Below are 25,547 nucleotides of genomic sequence, written 5' to 3' on the forward strand. Positions count from 1 at the left end.
AAACCAGCAGCTAACACGAATTAATAAATAAACCGTTTTTCTACACCATTCGTTTGACATGCCATAAGTAAGGCTGTGTAATCGAGTTCAAAACCAATCATATCACCTACTTTCAATGTTTCTAACACATCTTCAATATCAACGATGGTATGATCACTGGTTTGCCCCAAAACCGTAATACTATCATCGATAGGTACACAGTTTTCAGCCGGCACATCTTGACGACCAAAAGCAAGTAGTGCACGTTTACGAGTACCATGATCGACAAAGGTTTTACTATTTAAAAAGGCATCGACTCCAAGCTCCCCTACAGGCACGGTTGGCTTACTATTGAGTTCAATAATTTGTGCGTATAGCTTATAGATATCGCTACATGCTTTATCGACAGGTTTATTGGAATGATGAAATTCATCCAGATATTTCATATCAACATATTCAATACCAAACTCATGTAAACCACCTATTCTGATGTGATTCAATCCTTTAGGCCAAACACCTTTATCTAACAAATGGTAACTGGTACAATTACCGGCAGATAAGTATTTGATTTTAATACCACAAGTTTCCTCTACTTTGCGTGCTATGTGTAAAAAATCAACACCATTTTTAACCGTAGGCAAAACGGTTCCATAGCAGTTAAAGTTGGTGCCAAGCCCATAAAGCTCAACACCCGGTAACGAAAGAATGAGATTGACGGTATCAATAATCTCATCAAGATGCTCAAACCAGATACCTTCTCGTAAATCCCCCATATCCACCATGAGCAACACTTGGTGAATCTTTCGCTGTTTAACGGCCTCATCAGATAAAGCCGTTATGACTTGTTTTTCACTATTTAAGCTAATATCCGCATATTTCACCACGTCGCTGATTTCACTTAAACAAGGACTACGTAATAAACACGTTTTACAATTTAATGCCTCTTTGAGTTTTTTTAAATTGTAAGTTCTTGATTCAGCAATAACATCAATACCACCCTCTAATACAGCTTTCGCTGTTTCGACGCAGCCATCAAATACTTTATTGACGGCCATGACTTCAATGCCGTGTTTAGCTAAAATGTCTTTCTCAACACGGGCATTTTCTTTTAATTTGCGTAAATCAATTTCCAATATGGGTTTGTACATGCTTTACTCCTCTATACCTTACTGTTCGAGCAAACGATTGCGTTTTTGAGCACGATGATATATCCATTCTGCTAATACGATCGCAAGTACAGCGCCACCAACTATCTTAGCAATATACTCAACATATCCACCCATATCGATTTGAGCTGGTGGTATAAAGACTAAAATCACAGCAAATAGTGTAGATAAGAACCCTAAAGCGGGTAATACCACTGGTAACACTTTACCCGGAATTTTAAAGCTACGTGGTACATCAGGTTGAGTCACTCGTAGTCGATAGTAAGCGATAAACATCACTAAGTAAGGAATGAAATAGCAAATTGTTGTCAACGCCGTCAACATCCAATAAGCTGCAGCAATACTTGGTGATACAAATGTTGAGAAGCAAAGTACAGTAACGATGATTGCTTGAACAACCAGTGCAAATGTCGGTGTTTGATAAACCGGATGTAAACGACCTACACGCTCACCCAACAAATTATCCTCTTTAGAGGCTTCTTGTAGCATATAGATCGGCCCAACTAACCATGAGTTAATTTGTCCTAAAGCACCAAAGAATAAACATATTGCCATAACAGGTAACAACCAAGGCATATGTAATACATTGGCAGCAGATTGCATCGCTTGCATAACGCCAGCAACAATATCAGTATCTTCGGCTGGTAATAATGTATTGATAGCCCAAGAGCCAATCATATAAATACCAACAATAACAATTGCTGACACAGCCATCGCTTTTGGAAAATCACGTTGTGGATCACGTGTACGCCCGGCAATCATTGGTGCCACTTCAAGCCCAGCAAACGCAAACATCATACTGGATAAAAACACAATCGTATCCCAACTGCCTAAATCAGGAATCCAATCACTTAAATGCGTATAATCGGTTGCCATTGGATGACCAGTCAATAACCAAACAATCGCGAGTAAGACAATAATCGCTGCGGGGATAAATACACCAAGCCAAGCACTCACGCTATTAATAATCTTAGTCCATTTTAATCCCCGAATATTCATCAGTGTTAAAATCCAGAAGACCACCATGGATCCCACCCCAATAAATACTTCATTTTGGGCTAATTCGGGACTAAACATATAACCAATAGCAGTAAAACCAAATTGCAACATCAATGGGAAGAAGAGTACACAGGAAAATAAAAAACAAACCACTACAATCCAAGCGATACGCTTACCAAATGCCTCTTTAACCCAAACAAATATCCCGCCATCTTTTGGCCAACCTGTTGAAAGTTCACCACACACCATGGCTAATGGAAAAAACAAACAAAATGCCGCAATGAGCCAAAGCACCATTGCTGATGCGCCATAAGGAGCAACGTTAGGAATTTGTCGTAAACTCAGTATCGCAATGACATTCATAAATACAATGTCTTTGATACCGAGCAAACTTGAATCTTTAGAATCACTCATAATAACCTCACATTGTAGTATCTAGGGCAACGTGTGCCCCAGATAAATCATGATTAATAGATGTCGTATCCAACCATATCTTCGTAAGTGTCCTCACGGCGAATCAAGCGATCTTTGCCTTTTTTGTCTATCATCACAACCGACGTACGAGGGCGATTGTTATAGACAGTCTGACTTTCAATGGTGTAAGCTCCAGCATCAAGGAAAGCAATAATATCGCCAATGTCGGTATCTTTAGGTAATAAGAACTCTTCACCTTTAACACCAACATGATAGTAGTCACCACCATCACACAAAGGACCGGCTAATTTAATATATTCATCATGTGATTCATTAATTCGAGATGCATTATAAACATAGAAGAACCAATCGAAATGTTGACTATCAGATAACACGCTATAACCTGCATCAACAAATTTCCATTCAACATGTTCTTCAATGTTACCGTCTAAATCATAATTCGTTTTACGTTTTTCACAGGCAACTTCTGTTAATAGCACCCCAGCTGAACCGGTAACTTTTCGACCAGGTTCAATACAGATTTCAACATCGGTACGCCATTTATGTACTTCACGAATGACTGCATCAGCAAAATCTTGGGCAGTAATACCGGCATACATATTGTCTTGTAATGGGTTACCGTTTTCGTCATCGTATTTATAAGGAACAGGAATACCTCCCCCTACATTAATTAAATCAAACTTAATTCCTAACACCTCTTCTAAACGGCGAGATTCATCAACAAGTACTTTGGTTGCTTTCGCAAAAGGTTCAGCTTCCGGTACCTGATCCCCAACGTGCATATGTAGACCACGTAAATGGACATAAGGCATTTCAAGAATACGGCGACAAGTCTCTTCTGCTTGTTCTAAATCGATACCTGACTTAGCATGATAAGCAGTAACTAATTCAGCGTGTGTTGCAGATGGTACATTCGGTTCAACACGTACACACACATTCGCCACTTTTTTCAATTTTTTTGATATTTCATCGATAATATCAAGTTCATATAAACTATCGACGTTAATAATATACAGATCATTTTTAATGGCATATTCAAGATCAACTGGTTTTTTTACCACACCATTAAACACGATTTGGCTACCCGGAAAACCAATCTCTAAACATTTACGTACTTCAAACATTGAGTTTGCTTCAGCGTAAATACCCGCATCTTTAATGGCTTTGAGTACGCCCATAACCGAACAAGTTTTAGAAGCATAGAAAATTTTTGTTTTTGGATGCGCTTTGAATGCTTGTTTAATTTCTTGAACATTACGATCAATTTCTTTTTCAGAAAACACATAAAAAGGCGTTGGATATTTTCTTGCTAACTCTTCTAAATTAACGCCATCAAAACATAATTTACCGTTTTCAGCACTAAAACGACGATCTTTAGTTATAAGATCATGACGTAATTTGTTATAATTTGACATAATTTTGTCGGACATATGACCTCCAGTTAATGAGTACTCAAAAAGTACATAAGAAAATAAGTAAAATGGCTTTTCTCTTGTAATGCAATCAGCATGCCAACTTAATAATACAAATAATCAATAAGTTAAACTTAACAATCTAGCAACAATTTTTGTCATTAAGTTAAAAACATGTCTTTATGACAAAAATTTGTCATTTTTTAGTGATAGTCGAAAGGTATTTAAATAAAAGTATGCTATTAAGCAATAATCCAAATTTTATAAGGTACTAATATCATGACAGTTGATCCTGAATTATTACAATCACTGGAAATATTTAAACATTTTTTTGATTTAATACATCAGCCAATGGCCATTATTGATAAAGAAGGTAAATATATTTACTACAATCAGGAAAGTGCAGAACTCGATGGCTATCCTCAAGATAAAGCTATAGGAAAACCATTGCTTAAAGTTTATCCTAATTTACAAAAAGAAGATAGTACTATGTTAAAAGCCTTGCTAGAAGGTAAGGAATATCTGGATAATTATCAATGCTATTATAATCATGTTGGTAAAGTTGTCGATTATTTGCATACCACGGTTCCACTTTACAATCATAACAAACAGATCATTGGCGCAATCGAAATCGGTCGAAATTTATCTAATGTAAGACAATTACAAGATCAAGTTTTTAAACTCAACAGCCGTTTATATCACAGTAAAGAACAATCACTTCCCGAAATCGTATTTGTATCTCAAAAAATGCAATCGGTCATTGATCAAACGAATATTTTAGGCGCTAATGATGTGCCAGTACTCATTGTTGGTGAGACAGGTACCGGTAAAGAACTCTTCGCCCATTTAATTCATCAAACTAGCGACCGCCGAGATAAAGCCTTTATATCACTCAATTGTAGTGCACTACCTACTACGCTAATTGAAAGTACACTATTTGGTACTGTGAAAGGCGCCTTTACGGGAGCTGAAAATCGCCAAGGTTATCTAGAACTGGCTAACAGTGGCACACTATTTCTTGATGAACTAAACGCCATGCCACTTGAAATGCAAAGCAAGTTATTGCGATTTCTACAAGAAAAAACCTACTGGCGACTAGGCGGCAATAAAGAGCTGCATTCTGATGTTCGCATTGTGGCCGCCATGAACGAATCACCTACTGATCTTTTAAAAAACGGTAAAATGCGCAGCGATCTGTTTTATCGATTAAATGTGGGATTAATAAAACTTCCAGCACTACGCGAACGAACAGAAGATATTCCTGTTTTAGCTCGCTATTTTATTGATAAACACCAAGATGAGATAAAAGTAACCATCAGTGGTATAAGTAAGCATGCTTTGAAACAATTGATGGCAGCACCATGGCCAGGCAATGTACGTATGCTTGAAAATGCAATTGTCCGAAGTATGGTTTTACAAAATGAACCCGGAGAATTACAACATATCGTTCTTGATGAAGAGCTATTTGAAATTGAAAGCCCTCATCAGCAAGCAGATGTCATGACAAAAATCGAGGATTCTGCCACAAATTTTTCTCGATTTAGGGATTTAACAACCCAAGTGGAAAACTATGAGCGACAATTGATTATCGATGCGTTAAATCAAGCTAACGGAAAAATTATCAATGCCGCTAAATTATTAAATGTTTCGCGTACTACATTACAATATAAGGTCAAAAAGTACCATATTCAAATGGGTGTAATGAATCATTAACATTGATGGCTAACAGTTTTTTCATCCAATGCCTTCGCACATGCAAAGGCACTGCTCCAAGCCCACTGAAAATTATAACCACCTAACCAACCCGTTACATCAACCACTTCGCCAATAAAATAAAGATTCGGCTGTGACTTAGTCGCCATTGTTTTTGATGATAATGCATCGGTACTCACCCCGCCTAATGTGACTTCAGCCGTTCGATACCCTTCGGTTCCGTTTGGTACAATATGCCACTTGGTTAATGTGTCAAAAAGACGCTGTTGTTGATGCAAATTGAGTTGTTTCACAGTAATATCTGTAATCATATCCAGTTGTATCAATGCTTCTACTACTCTTTTAGGTAAAATTTGTGCTAAACAATTTTTCAAAGTCTGGTTACGATTTTTTTCTAATAACGGTTTAAATGATGATTCAAATGTCATATCTGGTAATAAGTTGATCGTAATGGGTTCACCCACTCGCCAATAGTTGGATATCTGTAAAATGGCGGGGCCTGAAAGCCCTCGATGAGTAAATAATAAATTTTCTTTAAAATGCATTTGCTCATAAGTCACTTCAACCGGAATAGCAATACCGGATAGTTGCGATAACACATCTAATAATGGTTTATGTAAGGTAAAAGGCACCAGCCCAGCTTTGACCGGTACAATTGGAATGGAAAATTTTTCTGCCACTTTATAACCTATTGAAGTCATACCGAGTGCTGGCATCGATAACCCGCCTGTAGCAATAATCAGGTTTTGACAACTCAGCATACCTTGCGAAGTCTGCAATTTAAATCCATCTTCAACCGCTTCGACGTCATCTAATTGCGTTTGCATCATTAGGTTAACTTTTCCTTTTTGACACTCGTTAAGCAGCATATCGACAATATCTTTGGCTGAATTATCACAAAACAACTGACCATGATCTTTTTCATGATAAGCAATATTATATTGATTAACTAATTGGATAAAATCCCATTGGTTAAATCGTTTCAAGGCTGATTTACAAAAATGACGATTTTCAGAAATGTAATGGTGCGCATCCACATCAAGATTAGTAAAATTACATTTTCCGCCACCCGACATTAAGATCTTTCGTCCCGGTTTTTTTCCGTTATCAATAACGGTCACACGATGCCCTTTTTGCCCTAATAATCCAGCACAAAATAGACCCGCAGCCCCTGCTCCAACAATTGTAATTTGAGTTTGCATAATAATCTTGTGAAACCATAAATAGAAGGAATTATAGCAGGATTAAGTAAATAGACTAGAACTTGAAAATATGACAATTCCGTCAGTTTTTACCAACGGAATTAAGTAAATTAAAAATAGTAATTTTGAACAATGCTTATCAAGTTAGAATAATTTTATTCTGTTTTGATTAATTTACTTTTTATTATACTTTTCTTGGCTAACAGTTCATTAACCTCTTGAAGACCCGCTCCTGGAACAAAAACACCCATTTTAATATATTGCCTGATAAAATAGTTACTGCCTCCCTCTGCATAAATCTCTAGCGAATTATTACTAAATTCAGATTCTGTTTCAATGGTATGATAGCCAGGCTTAACAATTTTATAAAAATAAGTTCTGTCAGCCGTTTTACCCAAATATTCCCCATCAATATAAATAGCCTTTTTGCTAGGTTTACCCATTAGACTATCTCTATAAATATAAATACCTGAAAAATTTGCATCTGGTTCAGCAAATTTTTTAGCTTCACGATCTAATTTTGGATCGGCTAAATCAACTCTTGCAGAACATCCAACAAATAATATACTTGCAATTAATATGAACACTATTTTAAAAATTTTCATTAAATTAAACATTCCTTTCATAATGATTAATGAATTAAATTGTTATCACACTATTTAAAATTTACATTAGCATATTATCATTAACAATTTTATAAGCCCAATAATTTTTATCATGTTAAATCATTTAGTTATGCTAATAGTTAAATGAAAAGATAATGTTCTATTATTAGCTTCATTAATAACTCCAGTACAACTTATTAAAAGATTGACTTATAAGTAATATTTATTTGACCAAAATAGCATTTTTCTTTAATTTCTTAGCCAATATGGGATTAATGCCTATACCTTCACAAATTATAAAGCGATGAATTAGAGGCAATGATATGTTATATAACCAGCATCATGAAAAAGATAACTGCGGATTTGGTCTGATTGCTCATATTGAAGGGCAACCAAGTCATAAAGTGGTGCGCACCGCTATTCACGGATTAGCAAGAATGCAGCATCGAGGCGCAATCTTATCTGACGGTAAAACCGGCGATGGCTGTGGACTTTTATTACAAAAACCAGATCGATTTTTTAGATTAGTTGCGCAAGACGCAGGTTGGCGTTTAGCAACTAATTATGCGGTAGGCATGCTGTTTCTTAGCCAAGATGAGCAAGAAGCACAAGCAAGCCGTCAGATTGTAGAAGAGGAATTAGCTGACGAAACACTATCAATATTAGGTTGGCGAGAAGTGCCTATTGATAAAAGTGTTTTAGGTGAAATTGCATTATCTTCACTGCCTAAAATTGAACAAGTCTTTGTCAATGCGCCAGCAGGATGGACGAAAATTGATTTAGAACGCCGTTTATATATGGTTCGCCGTCGCATTGAAAAACGCGTACAAGACGACACCTTTTATGTTTGTAGCTTTTCGAATCAGGTTAATATCTACAAAGGCTTATGTATGCCTAAAGATTTGCCTCGATTCTATTTAGATTTAGCCGATATTCGAATGGAAACGGCGATTTGTTTATTTCATCAACGTTTTTCAACCAATACCGTTCCACGTTGGCCACTTGCTCAACCGTTTAGACATTTAGCGCATAATGGTGAAATCAATACCATTAAAGGCAATCGTCAATGGGCAAAAGCCCGTTCCTACAAATTTAAAACACCACTGATTCCTGATTTACAAAATGCGGCACCGTTTGTGAATGTCACAGGGTCTGATTCCAGTTCACTGGATAACATGTTAGAACTGTTCCTTGTCGGTGGGATGGATATTGTCAGGGCGATGCGCTTATTAGTACCACCGGCATGGCAAAATAATCCCGATATGAATGAAGATCTTCGTGCCTTCTTTGACTTTAATTCGATGCATATGGAACCGTGGGATGGCCCAGCAGGTATTGTTATGTCAGACGGTCGCTATGCCGCATGTAATTTAGATAGAAACGGCTTACGTCCTGCTCGTTATGTTATTACCACCGATAAACTCATTACCTGTGCTTCTGAAATTGGTATTTGGGATTATCAACCTGACGAAGTCGTCAGCAAAGGACGAGTTGGGCCGGGTGAGTTATTAGTAATCGATACCGAAGAAGGTCGTATCTTACAATCTTCTGAAACGGACAATGACTTACAAAAACGTCATCCTTATAAAGAATGGATGGCAAAAAATGTTAAACAGCTTATCCCTTTTGAAAGTCTACCTGATGAGAACATTGGCTCACGTGATTACGATGACACTTTACTAGCTACTTACCAAAAACAGTTTGGTTATAGTGCAGAAGAAATTGATCAATGTATTCGTGTCTTAGGTGAAAATGGGCAAGAAGCAACAGGTTCAATGGGCGATGATACGCCATTTGCTGTCTTATCAAGTAAACCTCGATTAATCTATGATTATTTTCGTCAAAAATTTGCGCAGGTAACCAATCCGCCTATTGATCCATTACGTGAAGCTCACGTCATGTCGCTATCAACTAGCATTGGTCGCGAGATGAATGTCTTTGCTGAAGCCGAAGGTCAAGCACATCGAGTCGCGTTTAAATACCCTGTTTTGGTTTACTCTGATTTCCAACAATTAACAGCATTGGAATCACGTTACTATCAATCTGAAACACTAGATATTACTTACGAAATCGATGGTAGCTTGCGTGATGCCATTGAACAATTATGCGGTGATGCCGAAGCCAAAGTACGTAATGGTACCGTATTAATCATTTTATCTGATAAAAATATCGCAGCCGATCGATTACCGATTCCTGCCCCAATGGCTGTAGGTGCAGTACAGCAACGTCTAGTTGAAAAAAACTTACGCTGTGATGCCAATATTATTGTTGAAACCGCAAGCTGTCGCGATCCACACCAATTTGCCGTGCTGCTTGGTTTTGGTGCAACGGCTATCTATCCTTATTTAGCTTACGAAACCCTAGCCCAAATGGTCGACAATGGCACGATAAATAAGTCTTACCGTGAAGCCATTATCAACTACCGCAATGGTATTAATAAAGGCTTGTACAAAATCATGTCTAAAATGGGGATATCCACTGTCGCCTCGTACCGCTGCTCAAAACTTTTTGAAGCGGTTGGTCTGCATAAAGATGTGGTAGAACTCTGTTTCCAAGGTGTGACTAGCCGTATTAGTGGTGCAAATTTTGATGATTTTGCTCAAGATCAGTTCAATTTATCGAAAAAAGCATGGTTACGCCGTAAACCATTAGACCAAGGTGGTTTACTCAAATTTGTCCATGGCGGCGAATATCACGCTTATAATCCCGATGTAGTTCAATCGTTACAAAAAGCGGTTAACAATGGGCGTTACGAAGATTATAAGCTTTATACCGATATCGTTAATAATCGCCCGCCAGCGACATTACGGGATTTATTAAAACTTAATCCCCCTGAAAATGCAGCAATTTCGTTAGATCAGGTTGAACCTGAAGAGTCACTATTCAAACGTTTTGATTCGGCGGCGATGTCAATTGGTGCATTAAGTCCTGAAGCTCATGAATCGCTTGCTGAAGCAATGAACACATTAGGTGGCTATTCTAATTCAGGCGAAGGAGGTGAAGATCCTGCTCGGTATAACAGTATAAAAGTGTCACGCATAAAACAAGTCGCATCAGGTCGATTTGGTGTAACGCCGGGCTATTTAATGAGTGCTGATGTGATTCAGATCAAAGTAGCGCAAGGTGCAAAACCGGGTGAAGGCGGTCAATTACCAGGTGACAAAGTAACCCCTTACATAGCTAAATTACGTTTTTCCGTACCCGGGGTGACATTAATCTCGCCACCACCGCATCACGATATTTATTCAATCGAAGATTTGGCACAGTTGATCTTTGATCTAAAACAGATTAACCCTCAAGCAATGATTTCGGTGAAATTAGTGTCCGAACCAGGCGTAGGAACTATTGCAACTGGGGTCGCAAAAGCTTATGCCGATTTGATCACAATTTCGGGATATGATGGTGGTACCGGTGCTAGCCCATTAACGTCAGTCAAATATGCTGGCTCACCATGGGAACTGGGTTTAGTTGAAACACAACAATCATTGGTTGCTAATGGTTTACGTCACAAAATTCGTTTACAGGTTGACGGTGGGTTAAAAACCGGTACAGACATTGTAAAAGCGGCAATTTTAGGTGCTGAAAGTTTCGGCTTTGGTACGGGGCCAATGGTGGCTTTAGGTTGTAAATATCTACGTATTTGCCATTTAAATAACTGTGCCACAGGTGTTGCGACACAAGATGAAAAATTACGTAGTGACCATTATCATGGTTTACCTGAAAAAGCGATGAACTATTTCCGTTTTATTGCACGTAACACAAGGGAAGTCATGGCAGAACTTGGCGTAAGTCGAATTGTTGATTTAATTGGACGTACCGATTTACTGTTAGAGCTTGATGGTATTACGGCTAAACAACAAAAACTGGATTTATCAGGATTACTTGAAACTGCGACACCAGTAGAAGGCAAACCCGTCTACTGTATTGAAGATAATAAACCGTTTGATAAAGGTGTATTGAATAAAGAAATTATTACTCAAGCACAACAATTTGTGGATAATCGTCAAAGTAAAAGTTTCTACTTTGATATTCAAAATACTGATCGTTCGGTGGGAACTAGCTTATCAGGTTATATTGCCAAAAAATATGGCGATCAAGGTTTAGTTGCCGATCCAATTTCACTCAATTTCACCGGTACTGCTGGGCAAAGCTTTGGTGTTTGGAATGCTGGTGGCGTAAATTTAACCCTAACAGGTGATGCCAATGACTACGTTGGTAAAGGCATGGTAGGGGGTCGCATCGTCATTCGACCACCTCAAGGCTCGGCATTTTTAAGTCATGAAGCAACCATTGCCGGTAACACCTGTCTATATGGTGCAACAGGCGGTAAATTGTTTGCAGCAGGACGTGCTGGTGAACGTTTTGCCGTACGTAACTCTGGTGCAATTAGCGTGGTTGAAGGTATCGGCGATAACGGCTGTGAATATATGACAGGTGGCATTGTCTGTGTCTTAGGTAAAACTGGTGTTAACTTTGGTGCTGGCATGACTGGTGGATTTGCTTATATTTTAGATGCCGATGGTGATTTCCATAAACGGATTAACCAAGAACTTGTTGAAATGTTAAACGTTGCTGATTATTCGATTCATGAAGAGCATCTACGAGGCTTAATCATGGAACATGCTCAACTAACCCACTCTTCACGTGCTGAAGAAATTTTAGCTAACTGGGAAGATTTCGCTAAACAATTTGTATTAGTTAAACCTAAATCCAGTGATGTAAAAGCGCTGCTCGGTCACCGAAGCCGATCATCAGCAGAACTTCATGTTCAAGCACAATAAGGAGAGCACGGAAATGAGTCAAAATGTTTATCAGTTCATCGATTTACAACGTGTTGATCCACCTAAAAAATCGTTGAATATTCGAAAAATAGAGTTTGTTGAAATTTATGAGGGATTTTCGGCTTCACAATCACAAGCCCAAGCCGATCGCTGCTTAGCGTGTGGGAATCCTTATTGTGAATGGCGTTGTCCTGTTCATAACTATATACCTAATTGGCTAAAACTGTTGAATGAAGGCAAAATTTTAGAAGCGGTTGAGCTTTCTCATCAAACAAACAGTCTACCAGAAGTGTGTGGTCGGGTTTGCCCTCAAGATCGGCTGTGTGAAGGCTCATGTACTTTAAATGCTGAGTTCGGTGCAGTAACTATTGGTAACATTGAACGTTATATTACCGATGAAGCTTTTAAACTGGGTTGGAAGCCTAACTTGTCTAATGTTGAAAAAACAGGGTTAAAAGTTGCAATCATTGGTGCAGGGCCTGCTGGACTTGCATGTGCTGATGTGTTAGTCCGTAATGGCGTAACGCCCGTTGTTTTTGACCGTCATCCTGAAATTGGTGGACTGTTAACCTTTGGTATCCCTGCCTTTAAATTAGATAAAGAAGTATTGATTAATCGTCGACGTATCTTTACCGACATGGGTATTGAATTTCGGCTGAATACCGAAGTGGGGAAAACGGTACAATTAACGGACTTACTCAATGAATTTGATGCTATTTTTGTTGGAACCGGTACTTATCAATCAATGCGAGCCGGTCTAATGAATGAAGATGCGGATGGTGTTTATGATGCCCTTCCATTCTTAATTGCCAATACCAAACATATTATGAAGCATAAGCAAACTGATGATACACCTTACATTGACATGAAAAATAAACGTGTTGTAGTTTTAGGCGGTGGTGATACAGCCATGGACTGTGTACGGACGTCAATTCGTCAAGGTGCAATTGAAGTCACCTGTGCTTATCGTCGAGATGAAGCCAATATGCCCGGCTCTAAACGAGAAGTAAAAAATGCGAAAGAAGAAGGTGCACAATTCCAATTTAATGTGCAACCCCTCAGTATTGAAATTAACAATACAGGTCAAGTTACTGGTGTCAAAATGGTTAGAACAGAACTCGGTCAACCCGATGCAAATGGTCGCCGTTCGCCAGTGATTATCGAAGGATCTGAATTCATACTTCCTGCCGATGCTGTTATTATGGCATTTGGTTTTAGACCTCATGCCATGCCTTGGTTAGCAGAACATGGTGTCAATTTTGATACTCAAGGTCGTATTGTTGCCCCAGAAATTAAAGGCTACCAAACCAGCCATCCAAAAATCTTTGCTGGTGGTGATGCAGTAAGAGGATCGGATTTAGTGGTGACTGCCATTAGCGAAGGTCGCAAAGCGGCAGAAGGGATTTTAGATTATTTAGAAGTATAAAGCGATTGACTAAGTTAACCTTATGCCCATACCCTAATGAGCGGGAGTAAGGTTTACTACTCAATATTTATTGATCTGTCTAAACCATAACGTTTATTGATTACAACCTAAATATCGTTATTTATCGGATTGAAATTGCCAATGAATATTTACTTTGATAATTGGCATTAAATTACCATTAGCTGATACCATGAATTTGTATCAGCTAATAACCTTTGGTTATTGGATTACTTGGCTATAAATAGACAACCTGAGAACCATTTTCAGGATTTTTAGTCGCCTCAGCAAACCCTTCTAAGAAAAAGGCAAGATGATCTGCTTCATCCCCTAAAAGGCGCCCTTTGACTTTATTCCAAGTTAATAACACGATAGCCGCTTGTGGTTCACAACTAATTAACATCGGTTGTTCAAGTTCTTCATTCCAATAAAACTCACCGCCGTATAATTTTTGGGCTGTCAGTAATAAATAACAACCATACTCTTGAGCAATCATATTAAGCTGTTCTTCAGGAATACTAAAATTTTTCTCAGCTAATTCACCAATAATTATTTCAACAACAGAAATACTTTTTTCGGAATAATCGAGCTGGTTAATACTCCACGTTGGACTATGTAAAATGGCATTTTGTGCCCATGCTTCGATTTCTTGATATAATTCATTTTTTTCAGTCATATTTATTTACTTCGCTAGTTGATATTTCCAATTGTTTAACAAGTTGCCATGCGGCTTCCATTTCTTCAAGTGTTGCATCCGTTAAACGACGATTATTTTGTTTCAGTATTGCTTCAACTTGTTTAAATCGACGTTCAAATTTATGATTTGCCCGTTGTAAACAGAGCTCCGATTTAACTTTTAGATGTCTGGCTAAATTGACGGTCGCAAAAAACAGATCCCCCAGTTCTTCCTCGATTTTTGATTGATCTTGTACCGTTTTATTTAGCTCATGTTCTACTTCGTCGAGCTCTTCCTTAACTTTATTTAAAACTGGCGTTAACTCCTGCCAATCAAACCCAACCGACGCACAACGTTTTTGGATTTTTTCGGCTTTCATTAAAGCAGGAATGGCGTTAGGTATGTCATCTAACAATGAGTATTGTGCGCGCTCGTCACGCTCTTTTTGTTTTAATTGTTCCCAATTCGGTTTTTCAGTTGTCTTATCATCAAAAATATGCGGATGACGACTAACTAATTTATCAGCAACAGCTTGACAGATATCCTCAAAATCAAACTGACCTTGTTCACTGGCAAGATCGGCGTAAAAAATAATTTGAAACAATAAATCGCCCAATTCTTTTTTGAGTTCATTCATATCCTGTTTATCTATCGCATCAAGAACTTCATAAGTTTCTTCTAGTGTATAAGATTTTAATGAATCAAAAGTCTGCATGCGATCCCATTCACAACCGTCAATAGGGTCACGTAATTGTTTAGTAATTGCAAGTAAACGCTTGAGTGGGTTCACAATCTATCTCACCAATCGTAACGGAACATTAATCTAATCAGTGTATCATAAATTTAAACTGTTTTTATTTTCAATAGTGAATTTATACTATTGTAAATATAATTGTCTATTATTTATCCTGAAACACGCACAAAAAAGATTAAATTAATTGAGTTATCATAACTTCTAGCCCATAAAGCTGAATTAAGTATATAATAACCGCATATTGAATTAACTTTACGATAATATATGAATAATTTACGAGAACTTACACTTCGAGGCACAATACTGGGTGCTTTTATTACAATTATTTTTACTGCATCAAATGTGTACCTTGGTTTAAAAGTCGGATTAACCTTTTCATCGGCTATTCCTGCCGCTGTCATCTCAATGGCAATCTTAAGACTATTTTCAGGATCAACCATATTAGAAAATAACATGGTACAAACTCAAGCTTCTGCTGCCGGAACGCTATCATCTATTATATTCGTTCTACCTGGATTATTGATGATTGGTTACTGGCAAGATTTTCCATTTTGGTTAACTTTTGCCATTTGTGCCGCTGGGGGAATGCTTGGGGTATTATTCTCAATTCCATTACGTCATGTGATGGTAGTCAAAAGTACATTACCTTATCCTGAAGGTGTTGCTGCCGCTGAGATTTTAAAAGCAGGCTCAAAAACAGACAGTAATGATGCTTCTGCCAACGAAGGATTGAAAGATATTTTAGTGGGAGGCGTTATCGCTTCTACTGTCAGTTTATTGACCAATGGTTTTCGGGTTTTATCTGAAAGCGCTTCATACTGGTTTACCGGTGGAAAATCGATTTTTCAATTGCCTATGGGGTTTTCATTAGCACTTCTTAGTGCAGGTTACTTGATTGGAATTGTATCTGGGATTGCCGTTTTAATAGGAACCATTATTGCCTGGGGATTTGGAATTCCAATTTTAAGTGCAATGACAGATTATGATACAACGCAACCACTAGCAAATATTGCAATGGGACTTTGGGCTAAAGATATCCGTTTTATTGGCGCAGGAACGATTGCTATTGCGGCAATTTGGACATTATTAACCTTAATCAAACCAGTTATTGAAGGTTTAAAAACATCATTCAAAACGTTACGTTCAGATGTATCTGTAAATGATATTGCACCGACAGAACGTGATCTATCACCTAAATCAATCTTTTTGATTATGGCAGGTATGGTTATTATTTTAGTCGCTACGTTTTACTCATTTATTTCAGATAGTGGGTTATCGACGGGCGTTGCATGGATACTGGTTATTTGTGCTGTTTTATTTGCTTTTATTATGGGTTTTCTTGTTGCAGCTGCTTGCGGATATATGGCAGGATTAGTCGGATCGTCAGCTAGCCCTATTTCAGGTATTGCAATTGTTGCCGCTATCGTGATATCACTTATCTTACTTGGATTAGGCGAAGCAAATAATATACTTTCCACGGCTGAAGGCACAAACTTTGCGACAGCCTTAGCGCTATTCACAACCAGCGCAGTATTAGCCGTTGCTTGTATCTCAAATGATAACTTGCAAGATCTTAAAACGGGTTATTTGGTTAATGCCACACCTTGGAAACAACAAGTTGCATTACTAATAGGTTGTGTTGTTGGTGCCATTGTTATTGCTCCTATTTTAGAAATTCTTTATAACGCGTATGGTTTCACGGGCGCATTACCACGACCAGATATGGATCAATCACAAGTTTTAGCTGCACCTCAAGCAACACTGATGACAACCATTGCAAAAGGAATCTTTTCACATAAACTTGATTGGACAATGATTCTAATTGGATTAGTCGTTGGAACCGTGATTATTATTATTGATCTTCTTTTGGCAAAAGCAAAATGTAAATTTCGCTTACCCGCACTGGCTGTCGGTTTAGGTATCTATTTACCACCAACGATTACTGCCCCAATTTTTGTCGGTACATTGCTATCATGGATAATTAAACGTAATGCTTACGCTAAAGCTCAAAAATACAATTTAAATCCTGAAGAACAATTTAAAAAAGTGGATCGTAAAGCGGCATTAATTTCTTCGGGATTAATAGTTGGTGAAAGCTTAGTTGGTGTCTTATTAGCGATCGTTATTGTTATTAGTATCACGCAAGGTAAAGGTGAAGCTCCATTAGCAATCGAGGCTGATTTAGGTTTCTTACCACAATATTTAGGTTTAGCTGTCTTTGTGGGTATTTGCTTATATATTATTCGTCGAGCATTATCCGCAATTAAAAAACAGTAATAATTTATATTTATAATTAAGCCCTTTATTGCTTAAAATAGAGGGCTTGATAAAATCGCTTTTCCAATTTAAACCCCGCTATAAATTAATTATCATCCTTCTTTTGTGACTAGATTAAATGATAACCATTTCCCTATCTGGAAATATTCAATAGCACGCTCAACCAATTATTGCCACAAGTTAAAGTTTAAAATAATGAAACTTTCACTTAGCCCATTAAACTTTTTCATTTTGCATAACTTTCAATATTTGTTAGCATAACCCAATTTATTTTACATATTAAACAGCAAAATCATGATAGTATTTGATTCCATTCAAGTTCGCTTAGGCATTAATCTACTTTTAGATAATGCATCTGCTACCATTAATCCTAAACAAAAAGTAGGGTTAGTTGGGAAAAATGGTTGCGGAAAGTCCACTCTCTTCTCATTAATAAAAGGCGAAATTCAAACGGATGCAGGCAGCTTAAGTTTTCCATCACAATGGCAATTAGCTTGGGTTAACCAAGAAACTCCCGCGCTAGATATACCCGCTATTGAATATGCTATTGATGGTGATCGTGAATATCGACAGCTAGAACAAAAGCTAGCTATCGCCAACCAACACAATAATGGTGAGCAAATTGCTAATATTCATGAAAAACTGGATAACATTGACGCATGGACAATACGAGCAAGAGCCGCCACATTATTACATGGTTTAGGTTTTTCTAACGAGCAACTACAATTACCAGTTAAATCCTATTCAGGTGGTTGGCGCATGCGTTTAAATCTAGCTCAAGCACTCATGTGTCGTTCTGATCTACTCCTTCTTGATGAACCTACCAATCACCTTGACTTAGATGCCGTTATTTGGCTGGAAAAATGGCTGAGTAACTATCAAGGTACATTAATTTTAATCTCACATGATCGTGATTTTTTAGATCCGTTAGTTAATAAAATTATTCATATTGAACAAAAAAGTTTGTTTGAATATACCGGTAACTATTCATCATTTGAAGTTCAACGTGCAACTAAATTAGCACAGCAACAATCACTTTATGAAAGCCAACAACAAAAAGTCGCACACCTACAAAGCTACATAGACCGCTTTAGAGCAAAAGCAACCAAAGCCAAACAAGCTCAAAGCAGAATAAAAATGCTAGAAAAAATGGAACTCATTGCCCCTGCACATGTAGACAATCCTTTTCATTTTAATTTCAAACCTTCTGAATTTTTGCCAAGTCCATTACTGATGATGGACAAAGTTGTGGCAGGCTACGATGATAAAATCGTACTAGAAAAAATTAAATTAAATCTTGTTCCGGGTTCACGCATAGGCTTACTGGGTCGTAATGGTGCCGGTAAATCAACCTTAATAAAATTATTAGCGGGCGAACTTCAACCTAAAGAGGGGCATATTAATCTCGCTAAAGGTGTTCAATTAGGCTATTTTGCTCAACATCAATTGGAATATTTACGTGCCAATGAATCACCACTTTGGCATTTAACTCAGCTTGCTGATCCAAAAATAACAGAACAGGAATTGCGTAACTATCTGGGTGGTTTTGATTTTCATGGTGATAAAGTGAATGAACCAGTTAAAACATTTTCGGGCGGTGAAAAAGCTCGATTGGTTTTAGCGCTAATTGTGTGGCAAAAACCGAATCTATTATTACTTGATGAACCCACTAACCATTTGGATTTAGATATGCGTCAAGCATTAACTGAAGCACTTATAGGCTTTGAAGGTGCTTTAGTCGTTGTATCGCATGATCGCCATTTATTGCGCTCGACAACGGATGAATTTTATTTAGTGCATGATCACAAAGTCGAACCATTTAATGGCGATCTTGATGATTACCAAAAATGGCTTGCCGAAGAACAAAAAGCAGAAAATAAACCAGATACCGTTAACGTAGCCAGTAAAAATGATAGCATTCAAAATGTTTCCGCCACCGATCGCAAAGAACAAAAACGCCGTGAAGCAGAATTAAGAGTACAAATGCAACCCATTAAAAAAGAGCTACAAAAAATGGAGCAAAAACTTGAGCTATTAACTGAGCAATTACAAAATATTGAACAGTTACTAGCAGATCCTGCTATTTATGAAAACGATAAAAAAACAGCGTTGACTGAATTACTACTTAAACAAAGTAAAATTAAAAGCGAACAAGAAGACACTGAAATGAACTGGTTAGATTTACAACAACAACTTGAAGATTTTCAATTAAACTAACTTTGTATTTAAGATATAAAAAGAGAAGCGCACAAAATATTAAGAGCATGAGTCTTAATTCAATCGCAATAAGTTTCAGGTTGTTAATCGTATTTTAACTATTTATTTTGTGCAAAAAAAATCACAGCCTTTGCTGTGATTTTTTTATTCTTAATTGAACTAAACTTATTCAATTAAAATTAACTTTTTTCAACTTGACTAAAATCAAGCTCAACAGGTGTTGAACGTCCAAAAATTGAAACTGAAACTTTTAGGCGACTTTTTTCATAATCGACTTCTTCAACCACACCATTAAAGTCTGCAAATGGACCATCATTAACACGTACCAATTCGCCTGGCTCAAATAACGTTTTAGGACGAGGTTTATCACCAACTTGTTGTAAACGATTCATAATAGCATCAACTTCACGTTGGCTTATTGGGGCTGGTCTGTCAGAAGTACCGCCAATAAATCCCATGGTTCTTGGTACACTTTTAACTAAGTGCCAAGTTGCATCATTCATCATCATTTCAACTAAAACATAACCGGGAAAGAATTTACGCTCACTTTTACGACGTTGACCACTTTTCATTTCAACAACTTCTTCGGTAGGCACAAGCACTTCACCAAAAGAACCTTCCATATTATGTAACTTGATATATTCACGTAGTGATTGTGCAACACGTGCTTCATAGCCAGAATAAGCTTGAATAACATACCATCGTTTTTGTTGTATTTCACTCATATTAACGTCCTATTGATGTTAAATAAAAGACGACCCAACGGAATAATGTATCCATTCCCCAAAGGGCTAAACCAACGACGACTGTAACAGCCACAACGAGCATAGTTGTCTGTGTAGCGTCTTTACGAGAAGGCCATACCACCTTTCTTAACTCTTTTCTTGAATCTTGTAAAAATGCAAGAAATGACTTACCTTTAGTGGTTGTAAGAGCAATAAATAAAGTGAAAAGTGAAATTACACTAACCGTAATAATGCGGACGATTGTATTAGGTTGATATATATCATTTGCTTGAGCAAAATAGGAATTTCCCCAAACAATAATTGCAATCAATACTAAAACTAAACCCCATTTGAGTTTATCTAGAACCGAGTTTGTAGCTTGACTTTCGTTACTTACTTGCATATAAAACCTATGAGTATGTTATTTATAATAATATCTATTTTCCAAAATGCTCTTTTTAAAATAAAAACATTTTGCTAAACAGACCAGATAAGAAAGGGCATCGCATGATACCCTTTCAACAGTTATTAAATATAAATTATTTAATAACCTTAGCAACAACACCCGCACCAACTGTACGACCACCTTCACGAATCGCAAAACGTAAACCTTCTGCCATCGCGATTGGGTGAATTAATGATACTGACATTTTGATGTTATCGCCTGGCATTACCATTTCTACGCCTTCCGGTAATTCGATTGTACCAGTCACGTCAGTTGTACGGAAGTAGAACTGTGGACGGTAACCTTTGAAGAATGGAGTGTGACGACCACCTTCATCTTTACTTAAGATATACACTTCTGATTCGAAATCAGTATGTGGTGTAATTGAACCTGGTTTTGCTAATACTTGACCACGTTCGATTTCTTCACGTTTAGTACCACGAAGTAATACACCTACGTTTTCACCAGCACGACCTTCGTCTAGTAATTTACGGAACATTTCAACACCAGTACAAGTTGTTTTTGCTGTTGGTTTGATACCAACGATTTCAACATCTTCACCAACTTTGATAATACCGCTTTCTACACGACCTGTTACCACTGTACCACGACCTGAAATTGAGAACACGTCTTCAATTGGTAATAGGAATGGTTTGTCGATGTCACGTTGTGGCTCTGGGATATAAGTGTCTAACGCTTCCGCTAATTCAACAATTTTGTCTTCCCATGCTGCATCGCCTTCTAACGCTTTTAACGCTGAACCACGAATAACTGGTGTATCATCACCCGGGAAGTCGTATTGAGATAGAAGTTCACGTACTTCCATTTCAACTAATTCTAATAACTCTTCATCATCAACCATATCACATTTGTTTAAGAATACGATGATGTAAGGAACACCTACTTGACGACCTAAAAGGATGTGCTCACGAGTTTGTGGCATTGGACCATCAGTTGCTGCTACGACTAAGATAGCACCGTCCATTTGCGCTGCACCAGTGATCATGTTTTTAACATAGTCAGCATGGCCTGGGCAGTCTACGTGTGCGTAGTGACGAGTTGGTGTGTCGTATTCAACGTGTGAAGTATTGATGGTAATACCACGTGCTTTTTCTTCTGGTGCGTTATCGATTTGATCGAATGCACGAGCTTGTCCGCCGTATTTTTTAGCAAGAACAGAAGTAATTGCAGCAGTTAAAGTTGTTTTACCATGGTCAACGTGGCCGATTGTACCAACGTTAACGTGGGGTTTTGTACGTTCAAATTTTTCTTTAGACATTTATTGTCCCTCAAATGTAATACAAATCGGTGGTGAATCACCACATTAACCAAGTATTATATTTTATATCAACATAATACTAACTTAAAATTAGCTCTGAATGATAACAGATAAAGCCGTCCAGTGACAAGCTTTTAAGCAGTCAAATTCGATATTTTTAGAAGTTTAGGAAAGTAACAAGAATGGTGCTGATAGGCAGATTTGAACTGCCGACCTCACCCTTACCAAGGGTGCGCTCTACCAACTGAGCTATATCAGCAATTGGAGCGGGCAGCGGGAATCGAACCCGCATCATCAGCTTGGAAGGCTGAGGTAATAGCCATTATACGATGCCCGCATGTTCAAACTCGGCTACCTAAATGCTTCAATTAGCTATTGCTAATATTAGATATATGGTGGTGGGGGAAGGATTCGAACCTTCGAAGTGTGACACGGCAGATTTACAGTCTGCTCCCTTTGTCCGCTCGGGAACCCCACCCCGAATCTTTTTAAATTTGTCTACTTAGGAAAATGGTGCCGGCTGCCGGAATCGAACTGGCGACCTACTGATTACAAGTCAGTTGCTCTACCTACTGAGCTAAGCCGGCCTAAGTGCTGCGCATTATGGACTAGAACATTTAAGCTTGCAAGCAAAAAAAACAAATTTTATTTTGTTTGCTTAAAAAAAAATCAAAAACATAAAAAAACCCCGAAATATAGACAATTTCAGGGTTTTATTTAATCAAAAATAATTTTTTAGATTATTTCTTTTTTACCGCTTTTTTCTTAGTAGTAGAAGCTACACCTTTAGCCGCTGTATGCACAGCAACATCTTCACTGATATCACCGTTATCTTGATATGGACGACCATAATAGGTATCAAGCAAGATTTGTTTTAGTTCAGCAATTAAAGGATAACGAGGATTTGCGCCCGTACATTGGTCATCAAATGCATCTACAGCAAGTTGGTCAACTTGTGCTAAGAACGTTTTTTCATCCACACCAAACTCTTTTATAGAGAAAGGTATTTCAAGATCTTTTCTAAGTTGATCTAACCAACCAATTAATTTCTCAACTTTCTTCTCATCTTTATCCGCAGCAGCCGTTAAACCTAAATGATCAGCAATTTCAGCGTATCGACGAATAGCTTGAGGATAACCATATTGACTAAATGTACCTTGTTTAGTTGGCTTATCTGTTGCATTAAAACGGACAACATTGCTGATGAGCATTGCATTAGCCACACCATGTGGGATATGGAAAGCTGCACCAATTTTATGCGCCATTGAGTGACAAATACCTAAAAATGCTTGAGCAAAAGCAACACCTGCTAATGTCGCTGCACTGTGTACTTTTTCTCGAGCGATAGGATTTTTAGCCCCTTCTTTATAGCTTGCCGGTAAATAGGACTTAAGCATACTTAAAGCTTGTAATGCTTGACCGTCAGAAAACTCTGTTGCCATTACTGACACATAAGCTTCTAAAGCATGAGTTACCGCATCGTAACCACCAGCAGCACAAAGTGAACGTGGCATATTCATCACTAAGTTAGCATCTACAATTGCCATATGAGGCGTAACAGCATAATCGGCTAACGGATATTTTTGTCCAGTTGCATCATCCGTCACAACTGCGAATGGCGTCACTTCAGAACCGGTTCCTGATGTTGTGGTAACACAGATCAATTTTGCTTTTTTGCCCATATTCGGGAAATGACAAGCACGTTTACGAATATCCATAAAACGTAATGCTAATTCATCGAATTTAGTTTCTGGGTGTTCATAAAGAACCCACATGATTTTTGCAGCATCCATTGGTGAACCACCGCCTAAAGCAATAACAGTATCAGGCTGGAATGCTCTCATTGATTCAGTCCCTTTACGAACAACACTTAAGGTTGGATCAGCTTCAACATCAAAGAATGTTTCACAAAGAACACCTTGTGACTCTAATTGATCGGTGATTTGTTTTGAATAACCATTGTTAAATAGGAATTTATCAGTGACTAAAAAGACGCGTTTTGCGCCTTGCTCAACGACTTCATTTAAAGCAATAGGAAGTGAGCCACGTTTAAAATAGATAGAACTTGGTAATTTGTGCCATAACATGTTTTCTGCTCTCTTAGCGATTGTTTTCTTGTTAAGTAAGTGTTTCGGTCCAACATTTTCAGATACCGAGTTACCTCCCCAAGAACCACAACCTAATGTTAGTGACGGCGCTAAATCAAAATTATATAAATCGCCAATACCACCATGCGCAGCAGGTTGGTTAATCAAAATACGGCAAGTTTTCATTTTTTTGCCAAAATAATCGATACGTTCACGATTGCTATCTTGATCGGTGTAAAGAACAGAAGTATGACCCATACCACCCATTTCAACTAATTTTTCAGCCTTTTCTACTGCTTCAGTAAAATCTTTAGCTTTAAACATAGCTAACGTCGGTGAAAGTTTTTCATGCGCAAACGGTTCAGATAGATCAACTTTGCTCACTTCACCTACCAGTACTTTTGAACCTGCTGGTACTTTAAAACCTGCTAATTCAGCAATTTTGGTCGCTGGTTGACCAACGATATTAGCATTTAAAGCACCCTTGTCATTTAAAATGATACCTTGAACGGCTTTAGTCTCTTTAGCATTTAAAACGTATGCACCGTATTGTGTTAACAAGCGACGTACTTCGTCATAAACAGAATCAACTACGACGATAGCCTGTTCAGAAGCACAAATCATACCATTATCAAACGTTTTAGACATCAGAACGGAAGCCACTGCTCGTTTTAAATCCGCTGTTTCGTCAATGATGACAGGCGTATTACCTGCGCCAACACCTAATGCAGGTTTACCTGAACTATAAGCTGCTTTCACCATACCTGGGCCACCGGTTGCTAAAATTGCAGCGACATCATCATGATGCATTAAAGCATTTGATAATTCGATAGAGGGCTCATCAATCCAACCAATAATATCTTTTGGCGCACCAGCTTTTATAGCTGCATTTAGAACAATTCTGGCTGCTTCAATAGTTGATTTTTTTGCTCTAGGATGAGGGGAGAAGACGATTGCGTTACGGGTTTTAAGACTGATAAGGGATTTGAAAATAGCGGTGGAAGTTGGATTGGTCGTCGGTACTATTCCACATATGATCCCTAAAGGTTCGGCTAGCGTAATAGTTCCAAAGGGTTCATTTTCTGCCACTACGCCACAAGTTTTGTCATGACGATATTTGTTTAGAATATATTCTGCAGCAAATAAGTTTTTAATCACTTTATCTTCTACAATCCCCATACCCGATTCAGCAACAGCTTGTTGGGCTAGTGGAATTCTCGCAGCTGCAGCAGCTTTTGCAGCCTCCGTGAAAATTTTATCCACTTGTTCTTGAGTATAAGTTGAATAAGTTTCCTGTGCTTTTTTTACACGGGCCATTAACTCATTTAACTCATTCATATTAGTTACTGCCATAGATTACTCCTTGAAATTA

16 protein-coding genes and 4 tRNA genes are annotated in these 25,547 nt (G+C 37.9%); 5 read left to right on the plus strand and 15 right to left on the minus strand.

All coding sequences use genetic code 11. The features are described from left to right. Positions 1–20: 20 nt before the first annotated feature. From ACGH6P_RS08790 to lysA, 3 genes are read right to left on the minus strand one after another with little or no spacing between them, the layout of a single operon-like run. Positions 21–1,127, minus strand: coding sequence for an alanine/ornithine racemase family PLP-dependent enzyme (locus tag ACGH6P_RS08790; protein WP_267352017.1), 1,107 nt, complete (start codon positions 1,125–1,127; stop codon positions 21–23). Between the two features lie 18 nt (positions 1,128–1,145). Next, positions 1,146–2,558 (minus strand): APC family permease, encoded by a 1,413-nt coding sequence (locus ACGH6P_RS08795; RefSeq protein ID WP_065559712.1) that lies wholly within the window; start codon positions 2,556–2,558, stop codon positions 1,146–1,148. 53 nt (positions 2,559–2,611) lie between these two features. After that, the gene (gene lysA, locus ACGH6P_RS08800) at positions 2,612–4,009 is read right to left on the minus strand and encodes a diaminopimelate decarboxylase (RefSeq protein WP_065559713.1); all 1,398 of its coding nucleotides are present in this window, start codon (positions 4,007–4,009) and stop codon (positions 2,612–2,614) included. 258 nt (positions 4,010–4,267) lie between these two features. Here lysA and ACGH6P_RS08805 point away from each other — a divergent pair, with 258 nt between their 5' ends. Further along, the gene (locus tag ACGH6P_RS08805; RefSeq protein ID WP_411597303.1) at positions 4,268–5,704 is read left to right on the plus strand and encodes a sigma-54 interaction domain-containing protein; all 1,437 of its coding nucleotides are present in this window, start codon (positions 4,268–4,270) and stop codon (positions 5,702–5,704) included. Here the strand turns inward: ACGH6P_RS08805 and ACGH6P_RS08810 are convergent. Both ACGH6P_RS08810 and ACGH6P_RS08815 read right to left on the minus strand, forming a co-directional pair. Then, positions 5,701–6,906, minus strand: coding sequence for an NAD(P)/FAD-dependent oxidoreductase (locus tag ACGH6P_RS08810; protein ID WP_267352023.1), 1,206 nt, complete (start codon positions 6,904–6,906; stop codon positions 5,701–5,703). The two genes, ACGH6P_RS08805 and ACGH6P_RS08810, sit on opposite strands and share 4 nt — an antisense overlap. Positions 6,907–7,061: 155 nt before the next feature. Further along, entirely contained in the window at positions 7,062–7,511 is a 450-nt protein-coding gene (locus ACGH6P_RS08815) for a DUF2846 domain-containing protein (RefSeq protein ID WP_267352025.1), read from the minus strand. 323 nt (positions 7,512–7,834) lie between these two features. On the opposite strand from ACGH6P_RS08815, the gene gltB reads away from it, so the two are divergent. Both gltB and ACGH6P_RS08825 read left to right on the plus strand, forming a co-directional pair. Continuing rightward, a complete protein-coding gene (gltB, locus tag ACGH6P_RS08820; RefSeq protein WP_411597293.1) occupies positions 7,835–12,292 on the plus strand; it encodes a glutamate synthase large subunit in 4,458 nt (1,485 codons plus the stop codon). Positions 12,293–12,305: 13 nt separating this feature from the next. Continuing rightward, on the plus strand, positions 12,306–13,718 hold the full coding sequence (locus ACGH6P_RS08825; RefSeq protein WP_411597294.1) for an FAD-dependent oxidoreductase: 1,413 nt from the start codon (positions 12,306–12,308) through the stop codon (positions 13,716–13,718). Positions 13,719–13,953: 235 nt separating this feature from the next. Here ACGH6P_RS08825 and ACGH6P_RS08830 read toward each other — a convergent pair whose 3' ends face one another. After that, positions 13,954–14,391, minus strand: coding sequence for a hypothetical protein (locus ACGH6P_RS08830; protein WP_411597295.1), 438 nt, complete (start codon positions 14,389–14,391; stop codon positions 13,954–13,956). After that, positions 14,384–15,181, minus strand: a complete 798-nt coding sequence (mazG, locus tag ACGH6P_RS08835; protein ID WP_267360762.1) for a nucleoside triphosphate pyrophosphohydrolase — start codon at positions 15,179–15,181, stop codon at positions 14,384–14,386. Before mazG ends, ACGH6P_RS08830 begins: the two co-directional genes overlap by 8 nt. A gap of 228 nt (positions 15,182–15,409) precedes the next feature. Here mazG and ACGH6P_RS08840 point away from each other — a divergent pair, with 228 nt between their 5' ends. Together ACGH6P_RS08840 and ACGH6P_RS08845 are read left to right on the plus strand one after the other, a co-directional pair. After that, positions 15,410–17,422, plus strand: coding sequence for an OPT family oligopeptide transporter (locus ACGH6P_RS08840; protein WP_267360764.1), 2,013 nt, complete (start codon positions 15,410–15,412; stop codon positions 17,420–17,422). 294 nt (positions 17,423–17,716) lie between these two features. After that, a complete protein-coding gene (locus ACGH6P_RS08845; protein ID WP_411597296.1) occupies positions 17,717–19,639 on the plus strand; it encodes an ABC transporter ATP-binding protein in 1,923 nt (640 codons plus the stop codon). Between the two features lie 179 nt (positions 19,640–19,818). On the opposite strand, the gene nusG is transcribed toward ACGH6P_RS08845, so the two are convergent. The 8 genes from nusG to adhE form a co-directional block, all read right to left on the minus strand. Beyond that, positions 19,819–20,364 carry a transcription termination/antitermination protein NusG gene (gene nusG / locus ACGH6P_RS08850; protein ID WP_411597297.1) on the minus strand — a complete coding sequence of 182 codons (546 nt, stop codon included), beginning with the start codon at positions 20,362–20,364 and terminating at the stop codon, positions 19,819–19,821. A gap of 1 nt (position 20,365) precedes the next feature. After that, positions 20,366–20,767 (minus strand): preprotein translocase subunit SecE, encoded by a 402-nt coding sequence (gene secE / locus ACGH6P_RS08855; RefSeq protein WP_065559723.1) that lies wholly within the window; start codon positions 20,765–20,767, stop codon positions 20,366–20,368. 136 nt (positions 20,768–20,903) lie between these two features. Further along, a complete protein-coding gene (tuf, locus tag ACGH6P_RS08860) occupies positions 20,904–22,088 on the minus strand; it encodes an elongation factor Tu (RefSeq protein ID WP_065558713.1) in 1,185 nt (394 codons plus the stop codon). Positions 22,089–22,271: 183 nt separating this feature from the next. Next, positions 22,272–22,347, minus strand: a tRNA-Thr gene (locus ACGH6P_RS08865). 3 nt (positions 22,348–22,350) lie between these two features. Next, positions 22,351–22,425: transfer RNA gene (locus ACGH6P_RS08870), tRNA-Gly, on the minus strand. A gap of 56 nt (positions 22,426–22,481) precedes the next feature. After that, positions 22,482–22,566 (minus strand) — tRNA-Tyr (locus ACGH6P_RS08875). A gap of 33 nt (positions 22,567–22,599) precedes the next feature. Further along, positions 22,600–22,675, minus strand: a tRNA-Thr gene (locus ACGH6P_RS08880). Between the two features lie 153 nt (positions 22,676–22,828). Next, a complete protein-coding gene (adhE, locus tag ACGH6P_RS08885) occupies positions 22,829–25,528 on the minus strand; it encodes a bifunctional acetaldehyde-CoA/alcohol dehydrogenase (protein ID WP_267351223.1) in 2,700 nt (899 codons plus the stop codon). Between the last annotated feature and the right edge of the window lie 19 nt (positions 25,529–25,547).

The organism is Gilliamella sp. CG25, from assembly GCF_046635705.1.
Lineage (GTDB): Bacteria > Pseudomonadota > Gammaproteobacteria > Enterobacterales > Orbaceae > Gilliamella > Gilliamella apicola_I.